This window comes from Streptomyces sp. B21-105 (assembly GCF_036898465.1).
Taxonomy (GTDB): domain Bacteria; phylum Actinomycetota; class Actinomycetes; order Streptomycetales; family Streptomycetaceae; genus Streptomyces.
This window is the reverse complement of sequence record NZ_JARUMJ010000001.1, coordinates 8,496,604-8,513,626: the sequence shown is the minus strand read 5'-3', so window position 1 is coordinate 8,513,626 and position 17,023 is coordinate 8,496,604. Positions and strand designations below refer to the sequence as shown.

Genomic DNA, 17,023 nt, shown 5'->3' with positions numbered 1-17,023 from the left:
GACCTGCGGCCACGCGACGCGCGCCCGCTTCCCGGCCCACCGGCACGCCCCGCCTGAGGCGGCGGCCCGCTACCGGCCGAACAGCTCGAACGCCACGGCCGGTCTGCCGCCGAACCGCTCCCCCACGGAGTTCGCCACCCCGGTCAGGAACCCCCGTGCGTACTTCTCGGGCTCCTCGTCGGTCAACGCCTCGATGTAGGCGCCGTGTTCGAGCAGCGAGCCGACGGCGCGCTCCAGCCCCGCCGACGCGCCGACCGCGTGGGTGGGCGTCGCGGACCCTGCCACGGCGACCCAGCGCACGCCGTCCCAGGGCTGCAGGCCCTGCTCGACGAGTTCCGGGAAGATCCAGCGGTTGCCGGCGTCCCCGGCCGCGTCGAGGGTGGCGCGGCCGACGGCGACGTGGTCGGGGGTGTTCCAGGCGACGCCGCCCCAGGTGTCACGGTGGTTGAGGGTGATCACGAGCTCCGGGCGGTGCCGGCGGATCGCGGCGGCGATGTCCCGGCGCAGGGCCGTGCCGTACTCGACGACGCCGTCCCGGTGGTCGAGGAACTCGACCGTCGAGACGCCCACCACGGCCGCGCTCGCCCGCTGCTCCCGCTCGCGCAGCGGGCCGCACTCCGCGGGCGCGAGGGTGTCGATGCCGGCCTCGCCGCGGGTCGCCAGCACATAGGCGACCTCGCGGCCGGCGTCCGTCCAGGCGGCGATCGCCGCCGAGCACCCGTACTCGAGGTCGTCCGGGTGGGCCACCACGGCCAGGGCGCGCCGCCAGTCCTCGGGCATGGGCTGGAGCTGAGTGTTCGTCGGCTCGGTCATGTCCGCAGACTAGTGCGTGACACCGACATCACGCTTCGTCACTGGCGAGGGCGAGCAGCCGGTCGAGGACACGGGGGCCGCCGGCCCGGACGCCGTCGTGCTCGAACTCGTCGGTGACCCAGGTGCGCAGCCCCCGGATCGCACGCGCGGTGCGCAGGGAGTGGGCGGTGTCCACGTACAGGTCGTCGTGGTAGATCGCCTCGTGGAGGAGGGCGTAGAGCGGGTGTCCGGCGAAGGACAGCTGACCCTGGAGCTCCTCCTGAAAGGCGTCGGAGAGCGCGGGGCCCTGCGGGGTGGGCACGAAGGCGTCTTCGAGGAGGTGGTGCAGACGGTGGCTGCCCTCGCCGCCGCCGAGGAGGATGCCGGTCGCGGGGCCCACAGGCCGCGAGGCCGGCGGCGTCGGACCGGCGCAGCCGCCACCGCGTCCGGCGGCCCGCGCTCAGCGGGCCGACAGGCTCGATCGGCGGACCACCAGTTCCGGCTGGAGGACCACGCGGCGGTGTTCGTGTGCCCGTTTCCCGCTCTCGTGCCCCTCCTCCGTCTCCTCCAGCAGCATCTCGGCGGCCAGGGCGCCCATGGTGACGGCGGGCTGCCGGACGGAGGTGAGGGGGACCGCCGCCGCGGCCGCGAACTCGATGTCGTCGTAGCCGACGATGGCGAGGTCGTCGGGAACGCCCACCCCGGCCGCGTACATGGCCTGCAGCACGCCGAGCGCGAGCAGGTCGTTGGCGCAGAACACGGCGGTCGGACGGTCGGCGAGGCCCAGCAGTCGGGCGCCGGCGTCACGTCCGGCGGCGACGTCCAGCCGTTCGGTGGGCAGTTCGCGCAGGCGCTCCGGGCCGAGGCCCGCCTCCGCGAGCGCGGTCAGCGCGCCGGTGCGGCGGTCGCGGACCTGGGTGAAGCCGGGCGGGCCGCTCACGTAGGCGACGGAACGGTGGCCGGCGTCGATGAGGTGCCGCACCGCGAGCGCCCCGCCCGCCACGTCGTCCACCGACACCGAGCACTCGGCGGTGCCCTCGGAGACCCGGTCGACGAGGACGAAGGGGATGCCGTGCCGGCGGAACGACTCGATGTTGCGGCCGGTCGCGTCGGCCGGGGTGAGCAGCACGCCGCGCACCCGCTGCTCGGCGAAGAGCGACAGGTACTCGGCCTCCTCGCCGGCGCTCTCGGCGCTGTTGCAGACCATGACGCCGAGTCCGGCGTCCCGGGCGGCACGCTCGGCGCCCCGGGCGACGTCCACGAAGAACGGGTTGCCCATGTCGAGGACGAGCAGCCCCATGATCCGGCTGCGTCCGGCGCGCAGTTGGCGGGCCGACTCGCTGCGGACGTATCCGAGACGGTCTATCGCCGAAAGCACCCGGGCCCGGGTCTCCGTGGCGACGGTGTCCGGGCGGTTGATGACGTTGGACACCGTGCCGACGGAGACTCCGGCGGCACGGGCGACGTCCTTGATACCCACCGACTGGGCCATCAGGCGTGAACCTCCAGGTGAACGGGGCACGGCGGGACGGCCTTCACATTACCGCCATCCCGCCGGGCCTCCGGCCGGGCCGGTGCGCCGGTCATGCCGGCAGCGTGAAGTCGATGACGTGGAGCGCCGACGGAGTCGTCCCGCTCGACTTCTCCTGGTACATGAACGACAGCGTGTTGTCGGCCTTGACCCGCATCTCGTCGATGACGACCTCGCCGAAGGCGTTGAGGCCGCTGCCGTCGAAGAGGATCTTCCAGTCGGTGTACCCGGAGGCCTTGGATGCGCCGGCGATCCTGCCGAACGGGAAGATCGCGTACGCGTTGTCGTACTTGTCCAGGATGAGCTTGGTGCGCTGGCTGGAGCCGAGGACGACCGGGATCTCCGTCTTCTGCCAGCCGCCGGAGGCGTTCTTGCGCAGGTGGAAGGCGCGGCCGTTGACGGTGCGGTCGTTGACGTAGTCGGTGGTGCACTGACCGAAGCGGCCGGGGACATAGCTGATGATCGCGTGCGGCCGGCCGGCGGAGTCGGTGGCCTGGCTCTCCTGGTTCATCAGGGAGTGGTCGGGGTTGAGCGGGTCCACGACGAGCCCGCTGTCGGTGACCGCGACCTTGTCGGAGCCGCCGGTGACGCCGACGACGGTGCCCGCGTTGTTGCGCCAGGTCCGGCCGCGGTCGTCGGAGTACACGTAGCCTGTGTCGTGGTTGGTGATGCCGCCGCCGGAGCACATCACGGCGCCGTTCTGCTCGCGCCAGGTGAAGAACGAGTGCAGCCGGCCGTTGACGTCGTAGTCGATGCCGTGCAGGTACATGTTGCGGGCGGTGCTGGAGCCGTGCTCGCTGGTGTACGTGCCGGTGGAGCCGGACCACTCGCCGAGGTTCTTCCACGTCGAACCGTCGTACTCGGCGAGGGCGTTGCGGCCGTTGCCGGATATGGCGACCCGGTAGCTGAGCTGGAGTCTGCCCTCCGGGGTGGAGACGAACTGGGGGTAGGTGAACTGGGAGGTGAGCGCGAGGCCGTCGAGGGTGGTCTGGACGGCGCCGAACCCGGACGACGTCCAGGACGTGGTCGCCGGGTTGTCGAGGAGCCCGGCGACCGACTTGACGTAGAAGAAGCCGTCGCTGTGGGAGTCCATGTTGAGGTGGAGCCGGCCGTCGACCTTGGAGACGCCCATGGATATGACGTTGTGCGAGTCGCTGGACTTGAGCTGGTGCGGCAGCGTCACCGTGGACCAGGTGGTGCCGCCCAGGATCCGGCGGGCGACGACCGCGTTGCGGGTGGCGGTGTACCAGGTGGCGTACTGGTAGCCCTTGTAGGTCAGCAGACCGTTCTTCTGGAACGAGTTGTTGTTGACCAGGCCGTCGTAGGACACGAAGAACACGGCCTGGGCGTCGAGTCGCGTGGTCGTCCTCCTCGTGATCGAGGGGCCGGGGTCGGCGGCGCGTGCTGTGCCGGCGGCCAGCACGGGGGAGGCTGCGGCGCTGAGGAGGGCGCCGGCCAGCAGGGTGCGTCGTCTCATCTCGGGGACTCCGTTGTCGTACGAGAGCAAGGGAAGAGGCTGGGGTGGGGGATGGGGGGTGTCGGCGGACTTCGGGGGCGGTCCCCTCAGGCGAGGTGGAAGACCTCGGTGAGGGGTTTCATGGCCTCGTCCGGCCGGGCTCCGTCCAGGGACTCGAAGAACGGGGCCATCTCCGCCTGCCAGCGGGCGTTGACCTCGGCGGCCTCCATGCCGGCCTGGGCGGCGGCGAAGTCCTCGGTCTCCAGGTAGCCGACGAGCAGGCCGTCGTCTCTCAGGAAGAGCGAGTAGTTGTGCCAGCCGGTGGCCGAGAGAGCGTCGAGCATCTCCGGCCACACGGCCGCGTGGCGTTCGCGGTACTCGGCGAGGCGGTCCTGTCGGACCTTGAGCAGGAAACAGACGCGCTGCATGAAGTACCGCTCCCGACTTAGAAGTTGAACTGGTCGATGTTCTTGGCGTTGAACACGGTCGGCTTGCCGATGTTGATCACACCGTTCTTGCCGATGGTGTACTCGGCGCCGCCGGCCTTGAAGGTCTCACCCTCGGCGCCGGTGATCTGGCCCGAGACCAGCGCCACCGCGGTCTGGGCGGCCAGCGCGCCGAGCTTCGAGGGGTCCCACAGCTCGAAGGCGTCGACGGTGCCGTTCTTGACGTAGGTGCGCATGTCGTTCGGGGTGCCGAGGCCGGTCAGCTTGACCTTGCCCTTGTACTTGGAGCCCGACAGGTACTGCGCGGCCGCCTTGATGCCGACGGTGGTCGGGGAGATGATCCCCTTCAGGTTCGGGTACTGCTGGAGCAGGCCCTGGGTCTGCTGGAAGGACTGCTGGGCGTCGTCGTTGCCGTACGCCACCTTGACGAGCTTGATGTCCTTGTACTTGGGGTCCTTCAGCTCGTCCTTCATGAAGTCGATCCAGGTGTTCTGGTTCGTCGCGGTCTGCGCGGCCGACAGGATCGCGATCTCGCCCTTGTAGCCGATCTGCTCGGCGAGCAGCTGCACCTCGGTGCGGCCGAGGTCCTCGGCGGACGCCTGCGAGACAAAGGCGTTGCGGCACTCGGGGTTGGTGTCGGAGTCGTAGGTGACGACCTTGATCTTGTTGCTCATGGCCTGCTTGAGCGCGGTGCACAGGGCGCCCGGGTCCTGCGCGGACACGGCCATCGCGTCGACCTGCTGCTGGGTCAGGGTGTTGACGTAGGAGACCTGGCTGGAGGTGTCGGTGGCGCTGGAGGGGCCGACCTCCTTGTAGTTGGAGCCCAGCTCCTTCAGGGCCGCCTCGCCGCCCTTGTCGGAGGAGGTGAAGTAGGGGTTGTTGACCTGCTTGGGCAGGAAGCCGACGGTCAGGCCCTTCTTGGTGGCCGCGTTCGGGTCGGCCTTGCCGGTGGCGACGGCCGCGCCGGTGCTCTCCTTCTTCACGTCCTCCTTGGTGGTGCCGCCGCAGGCGGTGGCGGCGAGGGCGAGGGAGGAGACGGCGGCGACGGCCGCGCAGGCACGGCGGAGGGATGACTTGCGCATGGTGGGTGAGTCCTTAGAGAGGAGGGCGGAGCTGTGAGGGGGGTGGGATGTGAGGGCGGGGCTTGTGTCGGTTCAGGCGGTCGGGGTCGAGGCGGCGGCTCTGCGGCCCGCCCTCGCGACGGCGATCTGGCGTGCGACCCGGGGCCGAGCACGGAGACGACGAGCAGGACGCCGGTGACGACGATCTGCGACTGGGCGGAGACGTTGAGCAGGCTCATCACGTTCTGCAGTGCGCCGAGGAGGAACACGCCCGCGATGGCGCCGCCCAGCGTGCCCTTGCCGCCGTCGAAGTCGATGCCGCCGAGCAACACCGCGGCGACGACGGAGAGTTCGAGGCCGGTGGCGTTGTCGTAGCGGGCGCTGGCGTAGTGCAGGGCCCAGAAGATGCCGGTGAGGGAGGCCATCAGGCCGGTCACCGTGAACAGGATGAGCTTCTGCCGCTTGACGCGGATGCCGGCGAACCGGGCGGCCTCCTCGCTGGCGCCGGTCGCGAAGAGCGAGCGGCCGAACGGGGTGGCGTGCAGGACTACCACCGCGATCGCGAGCAGGATGACGAAGGGCAGGAACGCCTGCGGGAGGAAACTGTCCCCGACCCGTCCGGCCGCGAAGTCGAGGTACTGGGTGGGGAAGTCGGTCACCGCGTCGGAGCCGAGCACGATCTGCGCGATGCCCCGGTAGGCGGCGAGGGTGCCGATGGTGACGGCGAGGGAGGGCAGCCCGAGCCGGGTCACGAGCAGACCGTTGATCAGCCCGCACACCACGCCCAGCAGCAGGCAGACCGGGATGATCGCCTCGATGGTCAGGCCCTGGTTCCACAGGGCGCCCATGACCGCGCCGGACAGGCCTGCCGTGGAGGCGACCGAGAGGTCGATCTCGCCGGAGACGACCAGCAGGGTCATCGGCAGGGCGATGAGCGCGATCGGCAGGGTGTTGCCGATCAGGAAGGACAGGTTCAGCGCGTTGCCGAAGCCGTCCACGAAGGAGAAGGAGAACAACAGCAGGACGATCAGGAGGGCGCCCACGACGGTGTCCCAGCGGATCGCGCGGGCCAGGGACTCAGGCACGGGCCTCTCCCTTCTCTACGGCCGGCACGGAGGCCGACTTCTTCTTCAGGGCGGACGCCACCCGCAGCGCCACGATCCGGTCGACCGCGATGGCCAGCAGGAGCAGCACGCCGTTGATGGCGAGCACCCAGACGGAGCTGACGCCGAGGGCGGGCAGGACGCTGTTGATGGAGGTGAGGAGCAGGGCGCCGAGGGCGGCGCCGTAGACGCTGCCGGAGCCGCCGGTGAAGACGACGCCGCCGACCACGACCGCGCTGACGACGGTGAGTTCGTAGCCGTTGCCGGTCCCGGAGTCGACGTTGCCGAACCGGGCCAGGTACATGGCGCCGGCGAGACCGGCGAGGCCGCCGCAGAACGTGTAGGCGGCGAGGATCCGCTTGCGGACCGGGATGCCGGCGAGCCGGGCGGCTTCGGGGTTGGAGCCGAGCGCGTACAGCTCGCGTCCGCTGCCGAAGTGCTTGAGGTAGTAGGCGGTCGCGATCAGGACGACGACCGCGATGAGCGCCAGCCACGGCACCGCCGAGAGGCCGCCGGAGCCGAAGTCGACGAAGGAGCCCGGCAGGTCGGCCGCGGTGATCTGCCGGGAGCCGACCCAGATGGAGTCGATGCCGCGGATGATGTACAGCGTGCCGAGGGTGACGACCAGGGCGGGCACCTGTCCGAGGCTGACCAGCAGGCCGTTGAGCAGCCCGAAGCCGACGCCCAGCAGGATCGCCAGGGCGATCGCGATCACCGGGTTGCCGCCGCCGTGCAGATAGGTGCCGGTGGCGAAGGCGCTGACGCCGAGGGTGGAGCCGACCGAGAGGTCGACGTTGCGGGTGATGACGACCAGGGACTGGCCGGTGGCGACCAGCACCAGGATGGTCGCGTTCAGCAGCAGGTCCTTGATGCCCTGCTCGGAGAGGAACTCGCTGTTGCCGGCCTGGGTGACGGCGATCATCACCAGGAAGACGACCAGGATGGCGAGTTCGCGCATCTTGAAGACACGGTCGACCAGCCGGGTGCCGCTGGATTTCGGCGTCCCGGCGACGGGGGCCTCGTGGGGAGTGGTCACCGTCATGCGGCGGCCCTCCCGGTGGCTGCGGCCATCACGGTTTCCTCGGTGGCGTCGGTACGGGCGATCTCGGCGGTGAGCCGGCCCTCGTGCATCACCAGCACGCGGTCGGCCATGCCGAGGATCTCGGGCAGGTCGGAGGAGATCATCAGGACGGCGACCCCGTCGGCGGCCAGCTCGCTCAGCAGCCGGTGCACCTCGGCCTTGGTTCCGACGTCGATGCCGCGCGTCGGCTCGTCGACGATCAGCACCTTGGGGCCGGTGGCCAGCCACTTGGCGAGCACGACCTTCTGCTGGTTGCCGCCGGAGAGGGTGTTGACGCTGTCGGCGATCCGGGCGTACTTCACCTGGAGCTTGACGGCCCAGTCGAGGGAGCGGCTGCGTTCGGCGCCGCGGTCCATCAGTCCGGCCTTGACGGTGGTGCGCAGACCGGTGAGGCCGATGTTGCGCTCGATGGACATGTCCATCACCAGGCCCTGGGCGCGCCGGTCCTCGGGGACCAGGGCGAGGCCCGCGGACATCGCGGTGGAGGGTGCTCCGTTGGTGAGCGGACGGCCGTCCACGAAGACCTCGCCGGCGTCCCAGCGGTCGATGCCGAAGACCGCCCTGGCGACCTCGGTGCGGCCGGCCCCGACGAGTCCGGCGAGGCCGACGATCTCGCCGCGCCGGACCTCGAAGGAGACGTCGGTGAAGACGCCCTCGCGGGTCAGCCGACGGACGCTCAGGGCGACTTCGCCCGGTGTGACGTCCTGCTTGGGGTAGAGCTCGTCGAGTTCGCGGCCGACCATCCGGCGGACCAGGTCGTCCTCGGTCATGCCCTCGATCGGCTCGCTGGCGATCCACGCCCCGTCGCGCAGGGTGGTCACCCGCTGGCAGATCTCGAAGATCTCCTCGAGCCGGTGCGAGATGAACAGCACGGCCGCGCCCTGTTCGCGCAGGGTGCGCACCACGCCGAAGAGCCGGGCGACCTCGCTGCCGGTGAGGGCGGCGGTGGGCTCGTCCATGATCAGGACGCGGGCGTCGAAGGAGAGCGCCTTGGCGATCTCGACGATCTGCTGGTCGGCGATGGACAGGCCGCGCGCCGGGCGATCGGGGTCGAGGTCCACGCCGAGACGCTGCATCAGGGCGGCGGTGGCGGCGTGGGTGGCCTTGTGGTCGATGCGGCGAAGGGCCCGCCGGGGCTGTCGGCCCATGAAGATGTTCTCGGCGATCGACAGGTCGGGGAAGAGCGTGGGCTCCTGGTAGATCACCGCGATTCCGGCGTCGCGGGCGTCGCCGGGACCGTGGAAGACGACGGACTCGCCGTCGAGCAGCACCCGGCCGGAGTCCGGTCGGTGCACCCCCGCAAGGGTCTTGATCAAGGTCGACTTGCCCGCGCCGTTCTCGCCGGCGAGGGCGTGCACCTCGCCGGGGAACAGCTCCAGGGAGACGCCCCGCAGGGCGCGTACGGCTCCGAAGGACTTGGTCACGTCCCTCAGTGCCAGCACCGGGGCTGGTCCCGTGTCGGACGGGTGGGTCATGGGTGGCTCCTCGACGACGTCCGCAGGCCGGGCCGCTCGGGGCCGCCGCGACGTCGTGAAAGGTTTCAACTGGATGGCCGGGACGTTAGGCATTCCGGCCATGTCGCGTCAATGGGTACGTGTCGAAAAGTTTTCGATACCCTAAGGTCACGCACCGGTCACGATGAACACGCCAGGCCTGGGGGGTTGACACCCGTTCGGTGGCCTCATAGCTTCCCGTCCTGAATCGTTTCATCCGGGTGCCGATCCCGGACTGATGTCACAGGAGCCCGAAGTGACCGACCTCGTCGCCGTGAAGGCCGCGCTGAAGACCCAGGCCGTCGAGACGCCGTCATGGGCGTACGGGAACTCGGGGACCCGTTTCAAGGTGTTCGCCCAGCAGGGAGTTCCGCGCACCCCGCAGGAGAAACTGGACGACGCGGCGCAGGTGCACGCGGTCACCGGGGCTGCCCCCACCGTCGCGCTGCACATCCCGTGGGACAAGGTGGAGGACTACTCCGCGCTCGCCAAGCACGCCGAGGACCGGGGCGTGAAGCTGGGAGCCATCAACTCCAACACCTTCCAGGACGACGCCTACAAGCTGGGCAGCATCTGCCACCCGGAGGCGGCGGTGCGCCGCAAGGCCGTCGACCACCTGCTCGAGTGCGTCGACATCATGGACGCGACGGGTTCCACCGATCTGAAGCTGTGGTTCGCGGACGGCACGAACTATCCCGGCCAGGACGACATCCGTGGACGCCAGGACCGGCTCGCGGAGGGTCTCGCCGAGGTGTACGAGCGGCTGGGCGACGGGCAGCGGATGCTGCTGGAGTACAAGTTCTTCGAGCCGGCGTTCTATGCGACGGACGTCCCGGACTGGGGCACGGCCTACGCGCACTGTCTGAAGCTCGGCACCAAGGCACAGGTCGTGGTCGACACCGGCCACCACGCGCCCGGCACCAACATCGAGTTCATCGTCGCCACGCTGTTGCGCGAGAACAAGCTCGGCGGGTTCGACTTCAACTCCCGGTTCTACGCCGACGACGACCTGATGGTGGGCGCGGCGGACCCCTTCCAGCTGTTCCGGATCATGTACGAGGTGGTGCGCGGCGGCGGGTTCACCTCCGACGTGGCGTTCATGCTCGACCAGTGCCACAACATCGAGGCGAAGATCCCGGCGATCATCCGCTCCGTGATGAACGTCCAGGAGGCGACGGCCAAGGCGCTGCTCGTCGACGCCTCGGCCCTGGCCGCCGCGCAGGCCTCCGGCGACGTCCTGGAAGCCAACGCGGTGCTGATGGACGCGTACAACACGGACGTGCGGCCGCTGCTGCGCGAGGTACGCGAGGAGAGCGGGCTGCACCCCGACCCCATCGCCGCCTACCGGGCGTCCGGATGGGCGGAGAAGATCGTCGCAGAACGGGTGGGAGGGGAGCAGGCCGGTTGGGGCGCGTGAGCGTCCGCGGTGATCTGTCTCGTCGCGGAGTGCAGGCCGGAAGTGGCTGGTCGCGCAGTTCCCCGCGCCCCCTGGTAAGTCCACTCACCCTCTCCTGAGAAGTAAGGAAACTCCATGTCCACCCACCCCGAAGCCGCGGCTCTCCTCGCCCGGTCCAACCGGCTCGGCGCCGATCCCCGCAACACCAACTACGCCGGCGGCAACACGTCGGCCAAGGGCTCCGACACCGACCCCGTCACCGGCGGGGACGTCGAGCTGCTGTGGGTGAAGGGGTCGGGCGGCGACCTCGGCACGCTCACCGAGGCCGGACTGGCCGTGCTGCGGCTGGACCGGCTGCGGGCACTGCGGGACGTCTACCCGGGCGTCGAGCGCGAGGACGAGATGGTCGCCGCGTTCGACTACTGCCTGCACGGCAAGGGCGGGGCCGCCCCCTCCATCGACACCGCGATGCACGGGCTCGTCGACGCCGCGCACGTCGATCATCTGCACCCGGACTCCGGCATCGCGCTCGCCTGCGCCGCCGACGGGGAGAAGCTGACCGCCGAGTGCTTCGGCGACGCGGTCGCCTGGGTGCCGTGGCGGCGCCCCGGGTTCCAGCTGGGCCTGGACATCGCCGCCATCAAGGCGGCCAACCCGCAGGCCATCGGTGTGATCCTCGGCGGTCACGGCGTCACCGCCTGGGGCGACAGCGCCGAGGAGTGCGAGCGCAACTCGCTGCACATCATCCGCGCCGCCGAGGCGTTCCTCGCCGAGAAGGGCAGGGCCGAGCCCTTCGGTCCCGTCCTCGAGGGCTACCGGCCGCTGCCCGAGAGCGAGCGCCGCAAGCGGGCGGCCGCGCTCGCGCCGTACGTGCGGGCGATCGCCTCCCAGGACCGGCCGCAGGTCGGACACTTCGACGACTCGGACGTCGTCCTCGACTTCACCGCGCGGGCCGAGCACCCGCGGCTCGCCGCGCTCGGCACCTCCTGCCCCGACCACTTCCTGCGCACCAAGGTGCGGCCGCTGGTCCTGGACCTGCCGCCGACCGCCCCGCTCCACGAGGCCGTGGACCGGCTCGGGGAGCTGCACACCGCCTACCGCGAGGAATACGCCGCCTACTACGCGCGGCACGCCGAGCCCGACTCCCCCGCGATGCGCGGCGCCGACCCGGCGATCGTGCTGGTGCCGGGCGTGGGCATGTTCTCCTTCGGCAAGGACAAGCAGACCGCCCGGGTGGCCGGCGAGTTCTACGTCAACGCGATCAACGTGATGCGCGGCGCCGAGGCGGTGTCCTCGTACGCGCCGATCGAGGAGTCGGAGAAGTTCCGCATCGAGTACTGGGCGCTCGAGGAGGCCAAGCTCCAGCGGATGCCGAAGGCCAAGCCGCTCGCCACCCGGGTCGCCCTGGTGACGGGAGGCGGCAGCGGGATCGGCAAGGCGATCGCGCACCGGCTGGCCGCCGAGGGCGCCTGCGTGGTCGTCGCCGATCTCAACGGCGAGAACGCGGCCGCCGTCGCCGAGGAGCTCGGCGGGCCCGACAAGGCCGTCGCGGTCACCGTCGACGTGACGTCCGAGGAGCAGATCGCCGCCGCCTTCGACGCTGCCGCGCTCGCCTTCGGCGGGGTCGACCTGGTCGTCAACAACGCCGGCATCTCGATCTCCAAGCCGCTGCTGGAGACGTCTGCGAAGGACTGGGACCTCCAGCACGACATCATGGCCCGCGGGTCCTTCCTCGTCTCCCGCGAGGCCGCCCGCACGATGATCGCGCAGCGCCTCGGCGGCGACATCGTCTACATCGCCTCGAAGAACGCCGTCTTCGCCGGGCCCAACAACATCGCCTACTCCGCCACCAAGGCCGACCAGGCCCACCAGGTGCGGCTGCTCGCGGCCGAACTGGGCGAGCACGGCATCCGCGTCAACGGGGTCAACCCGGACGGCGTGGTGCGCGGCTCGGGCATCTTCGCCGGCGGGTGGGGCGCCCAGCGGGCCGCCACCTACGGCATCGAGGAGGAGAAGCTGGGCGAGTTCTACGCGCAGCGGACCATCCTCAAGCGCGAGGTGCTGCCCGAGCACGTGGCGAACGCCGTGTTCGCGCTGACCGGCGGCGAGCTCACCCACACCACCGGACTCCATGTCCCCGTCGACGCGGGTGTGGCGGCCGCGTTCCTCCGGTGACGGCCGTGCGGTCCTACGCCGCCGTCGACCTCGGCGCGTCCAGCGGGCGCGTCATGGTCGGCCGCGTCGGCCCCGACACGCTGGACCTGACCGAGGCGCACCGCTTCGCCAACCGCCCGGTCCGCCTCCCCGAGGGGCTGCGCTGGGACGTGCTGTCCCTGTACGCGGGAGTGCTGGACGGGCTCCGCGCGGCGGGCCGGGTGGACTCCGTCGGCATCGACAGCTGGGCCGTGGACTACGGTCTGCTGGACGCCGACGGGGCGCTCCTCGGCAACCCGGTGCACTACCGGGACGCACGCACCGAGGGTGTCGCCGAGAAGGTGTGGGCGAGCATGCCGGCGGCCGAGCTGTACGCGGCGACCGGTCTGCAGTACGCGCCGTTCAACACCCTCTACCAGCTGACGGCCGCCGCCTCCACGGCGCAGCTGGCGCAGGCGCGGCGGCTGCTGCTCATCCCGGACCTGCTGACGTACTGGCTGACCGGCGAGCAGGGCACCGAGCTGACGAACGCCTCGACGACACAGCTGATCGACCCCCGCGCCGGCGACTGGTCCCACGCCGTCGCCGACCGGCTCGGCATCGACCTCACCCTGTTCGCCCCGCTGCGGCGGCCCGGCGACCCGGCGGGGCTGCTGCGGGACCGGGTGCTGGAGGAGACGGGCCTCACCGGACCGGTGCCGGTCACCACGGTCGGCTCGCACGACACCGCGTCGGCGGTGGCGGCCGTCCCGGCCGTCGACGAGCGGTTCGCCTACATCTGCACCGGCACCTGGTCGCTGGCCGGCCTGGAGCTGACGGCGCCCGTGCTCACCGAGGAGAGCCGCGCCGCCAACTTCACCAACGAGCTGGGGCTGGACGGCACGGTCCGCTATCTGCGCAACATCATGGGACTGTGGCTGCTCCAGGAGTGCATGCGCGCCTGGGACCACCCCGACCTGGCGGAACTGCTGCGGGACGCGGCGGACGCGCCCGCGCTGCGCTCGGTCGTGGACGCGGGGGACGCCGTCTTCCTGGCGCCCGGGCGGATGCCGGAGCGGATCGCCGAGGCCTGCCGCGCCTCGGGGCAGCCGGTCCCGGGCACACCCGGCGAGATCACCCGCTGCATCCTCGACTCCCTGGCCCTGGCGCACCGCAGGGCGGTCGAGGACGCGCAGCGGCTGGCCGGCCATGCCGTCGACGTGGTCCACATCGTCGGGGGCGGCACCCGCAACACGCTCCTGTGCCAGCTCACCGCCGACGCCTGCGGGCTGCCCGTGGTGGCCGGTCCGACGGAGGCGGCCGCGCTCGGCAACGTGCTCGTCCAGGCCCGGGCCCACGGGCTGGTCGGCGACCGCGCCGACATGCGCGCTCTGCTCGCCCGCACCCAGCCCCTGACGCGCTACACGCCGCGCGGCGACGCCGGCCTGTGGCGGGAGGCGGAGGCCCGTCTCGCCACACGGTGAGACGGGGTCTCCCCGGGAACTCCGTGGGGGGCTACTCTTCATTCATCCGATGACCGATTCCCGAGGAGCCGCGATGCGTGTCGCCCTGTTCCTGACCTGTGTCAACGACACGCTCTATCCGGATACCGGCCGTGCCGTGGTTAAACTGCTGGCCAGACTGGGCGTCGAGGTCGACTTCCCGATGGCGCAGACCTGCTGCGGCCAGGCCCACTACAACACCGGCTACCGCCATGAGGCCGAGCCCCTCGCTCGGCATTTCTCCGATGTCTTCGGGGGGTACGAGGCGATCGTCACGCCGTCGGGGTCGTGCGGGGCGATGGTGCGGGAGCTGTATCCGCGGATGGGCGAACGGGCCCGGGCGGAAGGGCGCGGCGACACGCTCGCCGCGACCCTCGCCCCGGTCGTCCCGAAGACGTACGAACTCACCGAGTTCCTGGTGGACGTGCTCGGCGTGACGGACGTCGGCGCGTACTACCCGCACACCGTCACCTACCACCCCACCTGTCACGGACTGCGCGGACTGGGGCTCGGGGACCGGCCCCGGCGGCTGCTCCAGGCGGTCAAGGGGCTGGAGCTCGCGGAGCTGCCCGGCGCCGACGAATGCTGCGGCTTCGGCGGCACGTTCGCGCTGAAGAACTCCGACGTCTCCGCGGCGATGGGCGCCGACAAGGTGCGCAACGCCGAGTCGACCGGCGCGGAGGTGCTGTGCGCGGCCGACAACTCCTGCCTGATGCACATCGGCGGGACCATGACCCGGCTGCGGACCGGGATGCGGCCGGTGCACATCGCGGAGATCCTGGCGAGCACGGAAGCGGAGCCGGCACTGTGAGCGGGACGTTCGTCGGGATGCCGGCGTTTCCGAAGGCCGCCCACGAGGCGGTCGGCAACACCACCTTGCGCGCCAACCTGCGGCACGCCACGCACACCATCCGCGCCAAGCGCGCGGCAGCGGTCGCCGAGGTGTCCGACTGGGCCGAGCTGCGCGAGGCCGGCAAGCAGATCAAGGACCACACGCTGCGGCATCTCGACCGCTATCTCGTGCAGCTGGAGGAGTCGGTCACCGCGGCCGGCGGCACGGTCCACTGGGCGGCCGACGCCGACGAGGCCAACCGGATCGTCACGCGGCTGGTCAAGGAGACCGGCGAGTCGGAGGTCGTCAAGGTCAAGTCCATGGCGACGCAGGAGATCGGGCTCAACGAGGCGCTGGAGGCCGAGGGCATCCGGGCCTACGAGACCGACCTCGCCGAGCTGATCGTGCAGTTGGGCAAGGACCGTCCCTCACACATCCTGGTCCCGGCGATCCACCGCAACCGGGGCGAGATCCGGGACATCTTCGCCGCGGAGATGAGCGAGTGGGGACGGCCGGCCCCGGAGGGCCTCACCGACACGCCCGCCGAACTCGCCGAGGCGGCCCGCCTGCACCTGCGGGAGAAGTTCCTGCGGGCCAGGGTCGGCGTCTCGGGCGCGAACTTCATGGTCGCCGAGACCGGCACCCTGGTGGTCGTGGAGTCGGAGGGCAACGGGCGGATGTGCCTCACCCTCCCCGAGACCCTGATCTCCGTCGTCGGCATCGAGAAGATCGTGCCGACCTGGCGTGACCTGGAGGTCTTCCTCCAGACGCTGCCCCGCTCCTCGACGGCCGAGCGCATGAACCCGTACACCTCGACCTGGACCGGCACCGTGGACGGCGACGGTCCGCAGACCTTCCACCTGGTGCTGCTGGACAACGGCCGCACCGACACCCTCGCCGACGAGGTCGGCCGCCAGGCCCTGCGCTGCATCCGCTGCTCGGCCTGTCTGAACGTGTGCCCGGTGTACGAGCGGGCCGGCGGCCACGCCTACGGCTCGGTCTACCCGGGCCCGATCGGCGCGATCCTCAGCCCCCAGCTGCGGGGCACCGGAAGCGAGATCGACGCCTCGCTGCCGTACGCCTCCTCGCTGTGCGGGGCCTGCTACGAGGTCTGCCCGGTCGCCATCGACATCCCGGAGGTGCTGGTGCACCTGCGCGAACGGGTCGTGCAGGGCGGGCCGGTGACCCTGGAGGGCAACCGGACGGTGCTCAAGCCGGCCAAGGGCCATGCCGCCGAGCGAGCGGCGATGCGGGCGGCCCGCTGGGCGTTCGCCCGCCCCGGCGCACTGCGCGCCGGTCAGCGGCTGGCGTCGCGCACCCGCCGGCTGCACCCCCGCACCCTGCCCGGTCCGGGCCGGGCGTGGAGCGGCAGCCGGGATCTTCCGCCCGTGCCCGCGGAACCGTTCCGCGACTGGTGGCAGCGGACCAATGGCGGCAACGCCGGCGAAGGGACGGCGAAGTGAGCAGCAGGGAACAGATCCTGGGCCGGGTGCGGCGGGCGCTGTCCGACGTACCGCGCGACGACGCTCAGGACGGGTCCGGTGAATCCGGTGGGTCCGGTGGGTCCGGGCAGGTCGCCGGGTACGGGGAAGCCGTCGCCCGGGAGTATCTGCGGGAGCACGGCGAGCGCGACGCCGCACAGACGGCGGAGCTGCTGGCGGAGAACCTGGCCGACTACCGGGCGCTCGTGCATCGCTGCACGGAGGACGAACTCCCGTCCCTGATCGGCCGGTTGCTCGCGGACCACGGGGCGAGGTCGGTTCTCGCGCCGCCCGGGCTGGACCGCGCCTGGCTGTCCGCGACGGACGCCGAGCGGATCGAGGACCGGGCCGAGAGCACCGCGCACGAGCTGGACGGCGTCGACAGCGTGGTCACGGCGTGCGCGGTGGCGATCGCCGAGACCGGGACGATCGTCCTGGACGGCGGACCCGATCAGGGCCGGCGCCGCATCACCCTGGTCCCCGACCACCATGTGTGCGTGGTCCGGGTGCCCGGACAGGTCGTGTCGTCCGTGCCGCAGGCCCTCGAGCGGCTCGACCCGGCCCGCCCGTTGACGTGGATCTCCGGTCCGTCGGCGACCAGCGACATCGAGCTGGACCGGGTGGAGGGGGTGCACGGCCCGCGCACCCTGGAGGTCGTCCTGGTCGACTGAGGCGGGCCGGACCGGGCCGCCCTCGGCGCGCCGCCGGGCCGGCTC

Annotated in this window: 13 protein-coding genes and 2 pseudogenes; 6 read left to right on the top strand and 9 right to left on the bottom strand. The window is 71.3% G+C overall.

Annotated features, from left to right (window positions below):
• Positions 1–69 precede the first annotated feature (69 nt).
• The 9 genes and pseudogenes from QA802_RS38130 to QA802_RS38090 form a co-directional block, all read right to left on the bottom strand.
• The gene (locus tag QA802_RS38130) at positions 70–813 is read right to left on the bottom strand and encodes a PIG-L deacetylase family protein (RefSeq protein ID WP_334532800.1); all 744 of its coding nucleotides are present in this window, start codon (positions 811–813) and stop codon (positions 70–72) included.
• A 28-nt stretch (positions 814–841) separates the two neighbouring features.
• Positions 842–1,177, bottom strand: a pseudogene (locus QA802_RS38125) (hypothetical protein); the annotation flags it as partial.
• Between the two features lie 75 nt (positions 1,178–1,252).
• A complete protein-coding gene (locus QA802_RS38120; RefSeq protein ID WP_334532798.1) occupies positions 1,253–2,284 on the bottom strand; it encodes a LacI family DNA-binding transcriptional regulator in 1,032 nt (343 codons plus the stop codon).
• 91 nt (positions 2,285–2,375) lie between these two features.
• On the bottom strand, positions 2,376–3,800 hold the full coding sequence (locus QA802_RS38115; protein ID WP_334532796.1) for a BNR repeat-containing protein: 1,425 nt from the start codon (positions 3,798–3,800) through the stop codon (positions 2,376–2,378).
• An 86-nt stretch (positions 3,801–3,886) separates the two neighbouring features.
• A complete protein-coding gene (locus QA802_RS38110) occupies positions 3,887–4,207 on the bottom strand; it encodes an L-rhamnose mutarotase (protein WP_079657971.1) in 321 nt (106 codons plus the stop codon).
• Between the two features lie 17 nt (positions 4,208–4,224).
• On the bottom strand, positions 4,225–5,307 hold the full coding sequence (gene rhaS, locus QA802_RS38105) for a rhamnose ABC transporter substrate-binding protein (protein WP_334532786.1): 1,083 nt from the start codon (positions 5,305–5,307) through the stop codon (positions 4,225–4,227).
• Between the two features lie 72 nt (positions 5,308–5,379).
• Positions 5,380–6,371, bottom strand: a pseudogene (locus QA802_RS38100) (ABC transporter permease).
• Positions 6,364–7,431, bottom strand: coding sequence for an ABC transporter permease (locus QA802_RS38095; RefSeq protein ID WP_334532783.1), 1,068 nt, complete (start codon positions 7,429–7,431; stop codon positions 6,364–6,366). The pseudogene QA802_RS38100 and the gene QA802_RS38095 overlap by 8 nt, the downstream one beginning before the upstream one ends.
• Positions 7,428–8,945, bottom strand: coding sequence for a sugar ABC transporter ATP-binding protein (locus QA802_RS38090; protein WP_334532780.1), 1,518 nt, complete (start codon positions 8,943–8,945; stop codon positions 7,428–7,430). Before QA802_RS38090 ends, QA802_RS38095 begins: the two co-directional genes overlap by 4 nt.
• Positions 8,946–9,219: 274 nt before the next feature.
• On the opposite strand from QA802_RS38090, the gene rhaI reads away from it, so the two are divergent.
• From rhaI to QA802_RS38060, 6 genes are all read left to right on the top strand, one after another.
• Positions 9,220–10,380, top strand: coding sequence for an L-rhamnose isomerase (gene rhaI, locus QA802_RS38085; RefSeq protein WP_334532777.1), 1,161 nt, complete (start codon positions 9,220–9,222; stop codon positions 10,378–10,380).
• A gap of 114 nt (positions 10,381–10,494) precedes the next feature.
• Positions 10,495–12,534 carry a bifunctional aldolase/short-chain dehydrogenase gene (locus QA802_RS38080; RefSeq protein WP_334532774.1) on the top strand — a complete coding sequence of 680 codons (2,040 nt, stop codon included), beginning with the start codon at positions 10,495–10,497 and terminating at the stop codon, positions 12,532–12,534.
• Between the two features lie 5 nt (positions 12,535–12,539).
• Entirely contained in the window at positions 12,540–13,976 is a 1,437-nt protein-coding gene (locus tag QA802_RS38075) for a rhamnulokinase (RefSeq protein ID WP_443042235.1), read from the top strand.
• Positions 13,977–14,049: 73 nt separating this feature from the next.
• The gene (locus QA802_RS38070; protein WP_334535148.1) at positions 14,050–14,805 is read left to right on the top strand and encodes a (Fe-S)-binding protein; all 756 of its coding nucleotides are present in this window, start codon (positions 14,050–14,052) and stop codon (positions 14,803–14,805) included.
• Entirely contained in the window at positions 14,802–16,289 is a 1,488-nt protein-coding gene (locus tag QA802_RS38065) for a LutB/LldF family L-lactate oxidation iron-sulfur protein (RefSeq protein WP_334532771.1), read from the top strand. Before QA802_RS38070 ends, QA802_RS38065 begins: the two co-directional genes overlap by 4 nt.
• Complete coding sequence (locus tag QA802_RS38060; RefSeq protein WP_334532768.1) at positions 16,286–16,978, top strand: LutC/YkgG family protein; 693 nt, start codon at positions 16,286–16,288, stop codon at positions 16,976–16,978. Before QA802_RS38065 ends, QA802_RS38060 begins: the two co-directional genes overlap by 4 nt.
• The last annotated feature ends 45 nt before the right edge of the window (positions 16,979–17,023 follow it).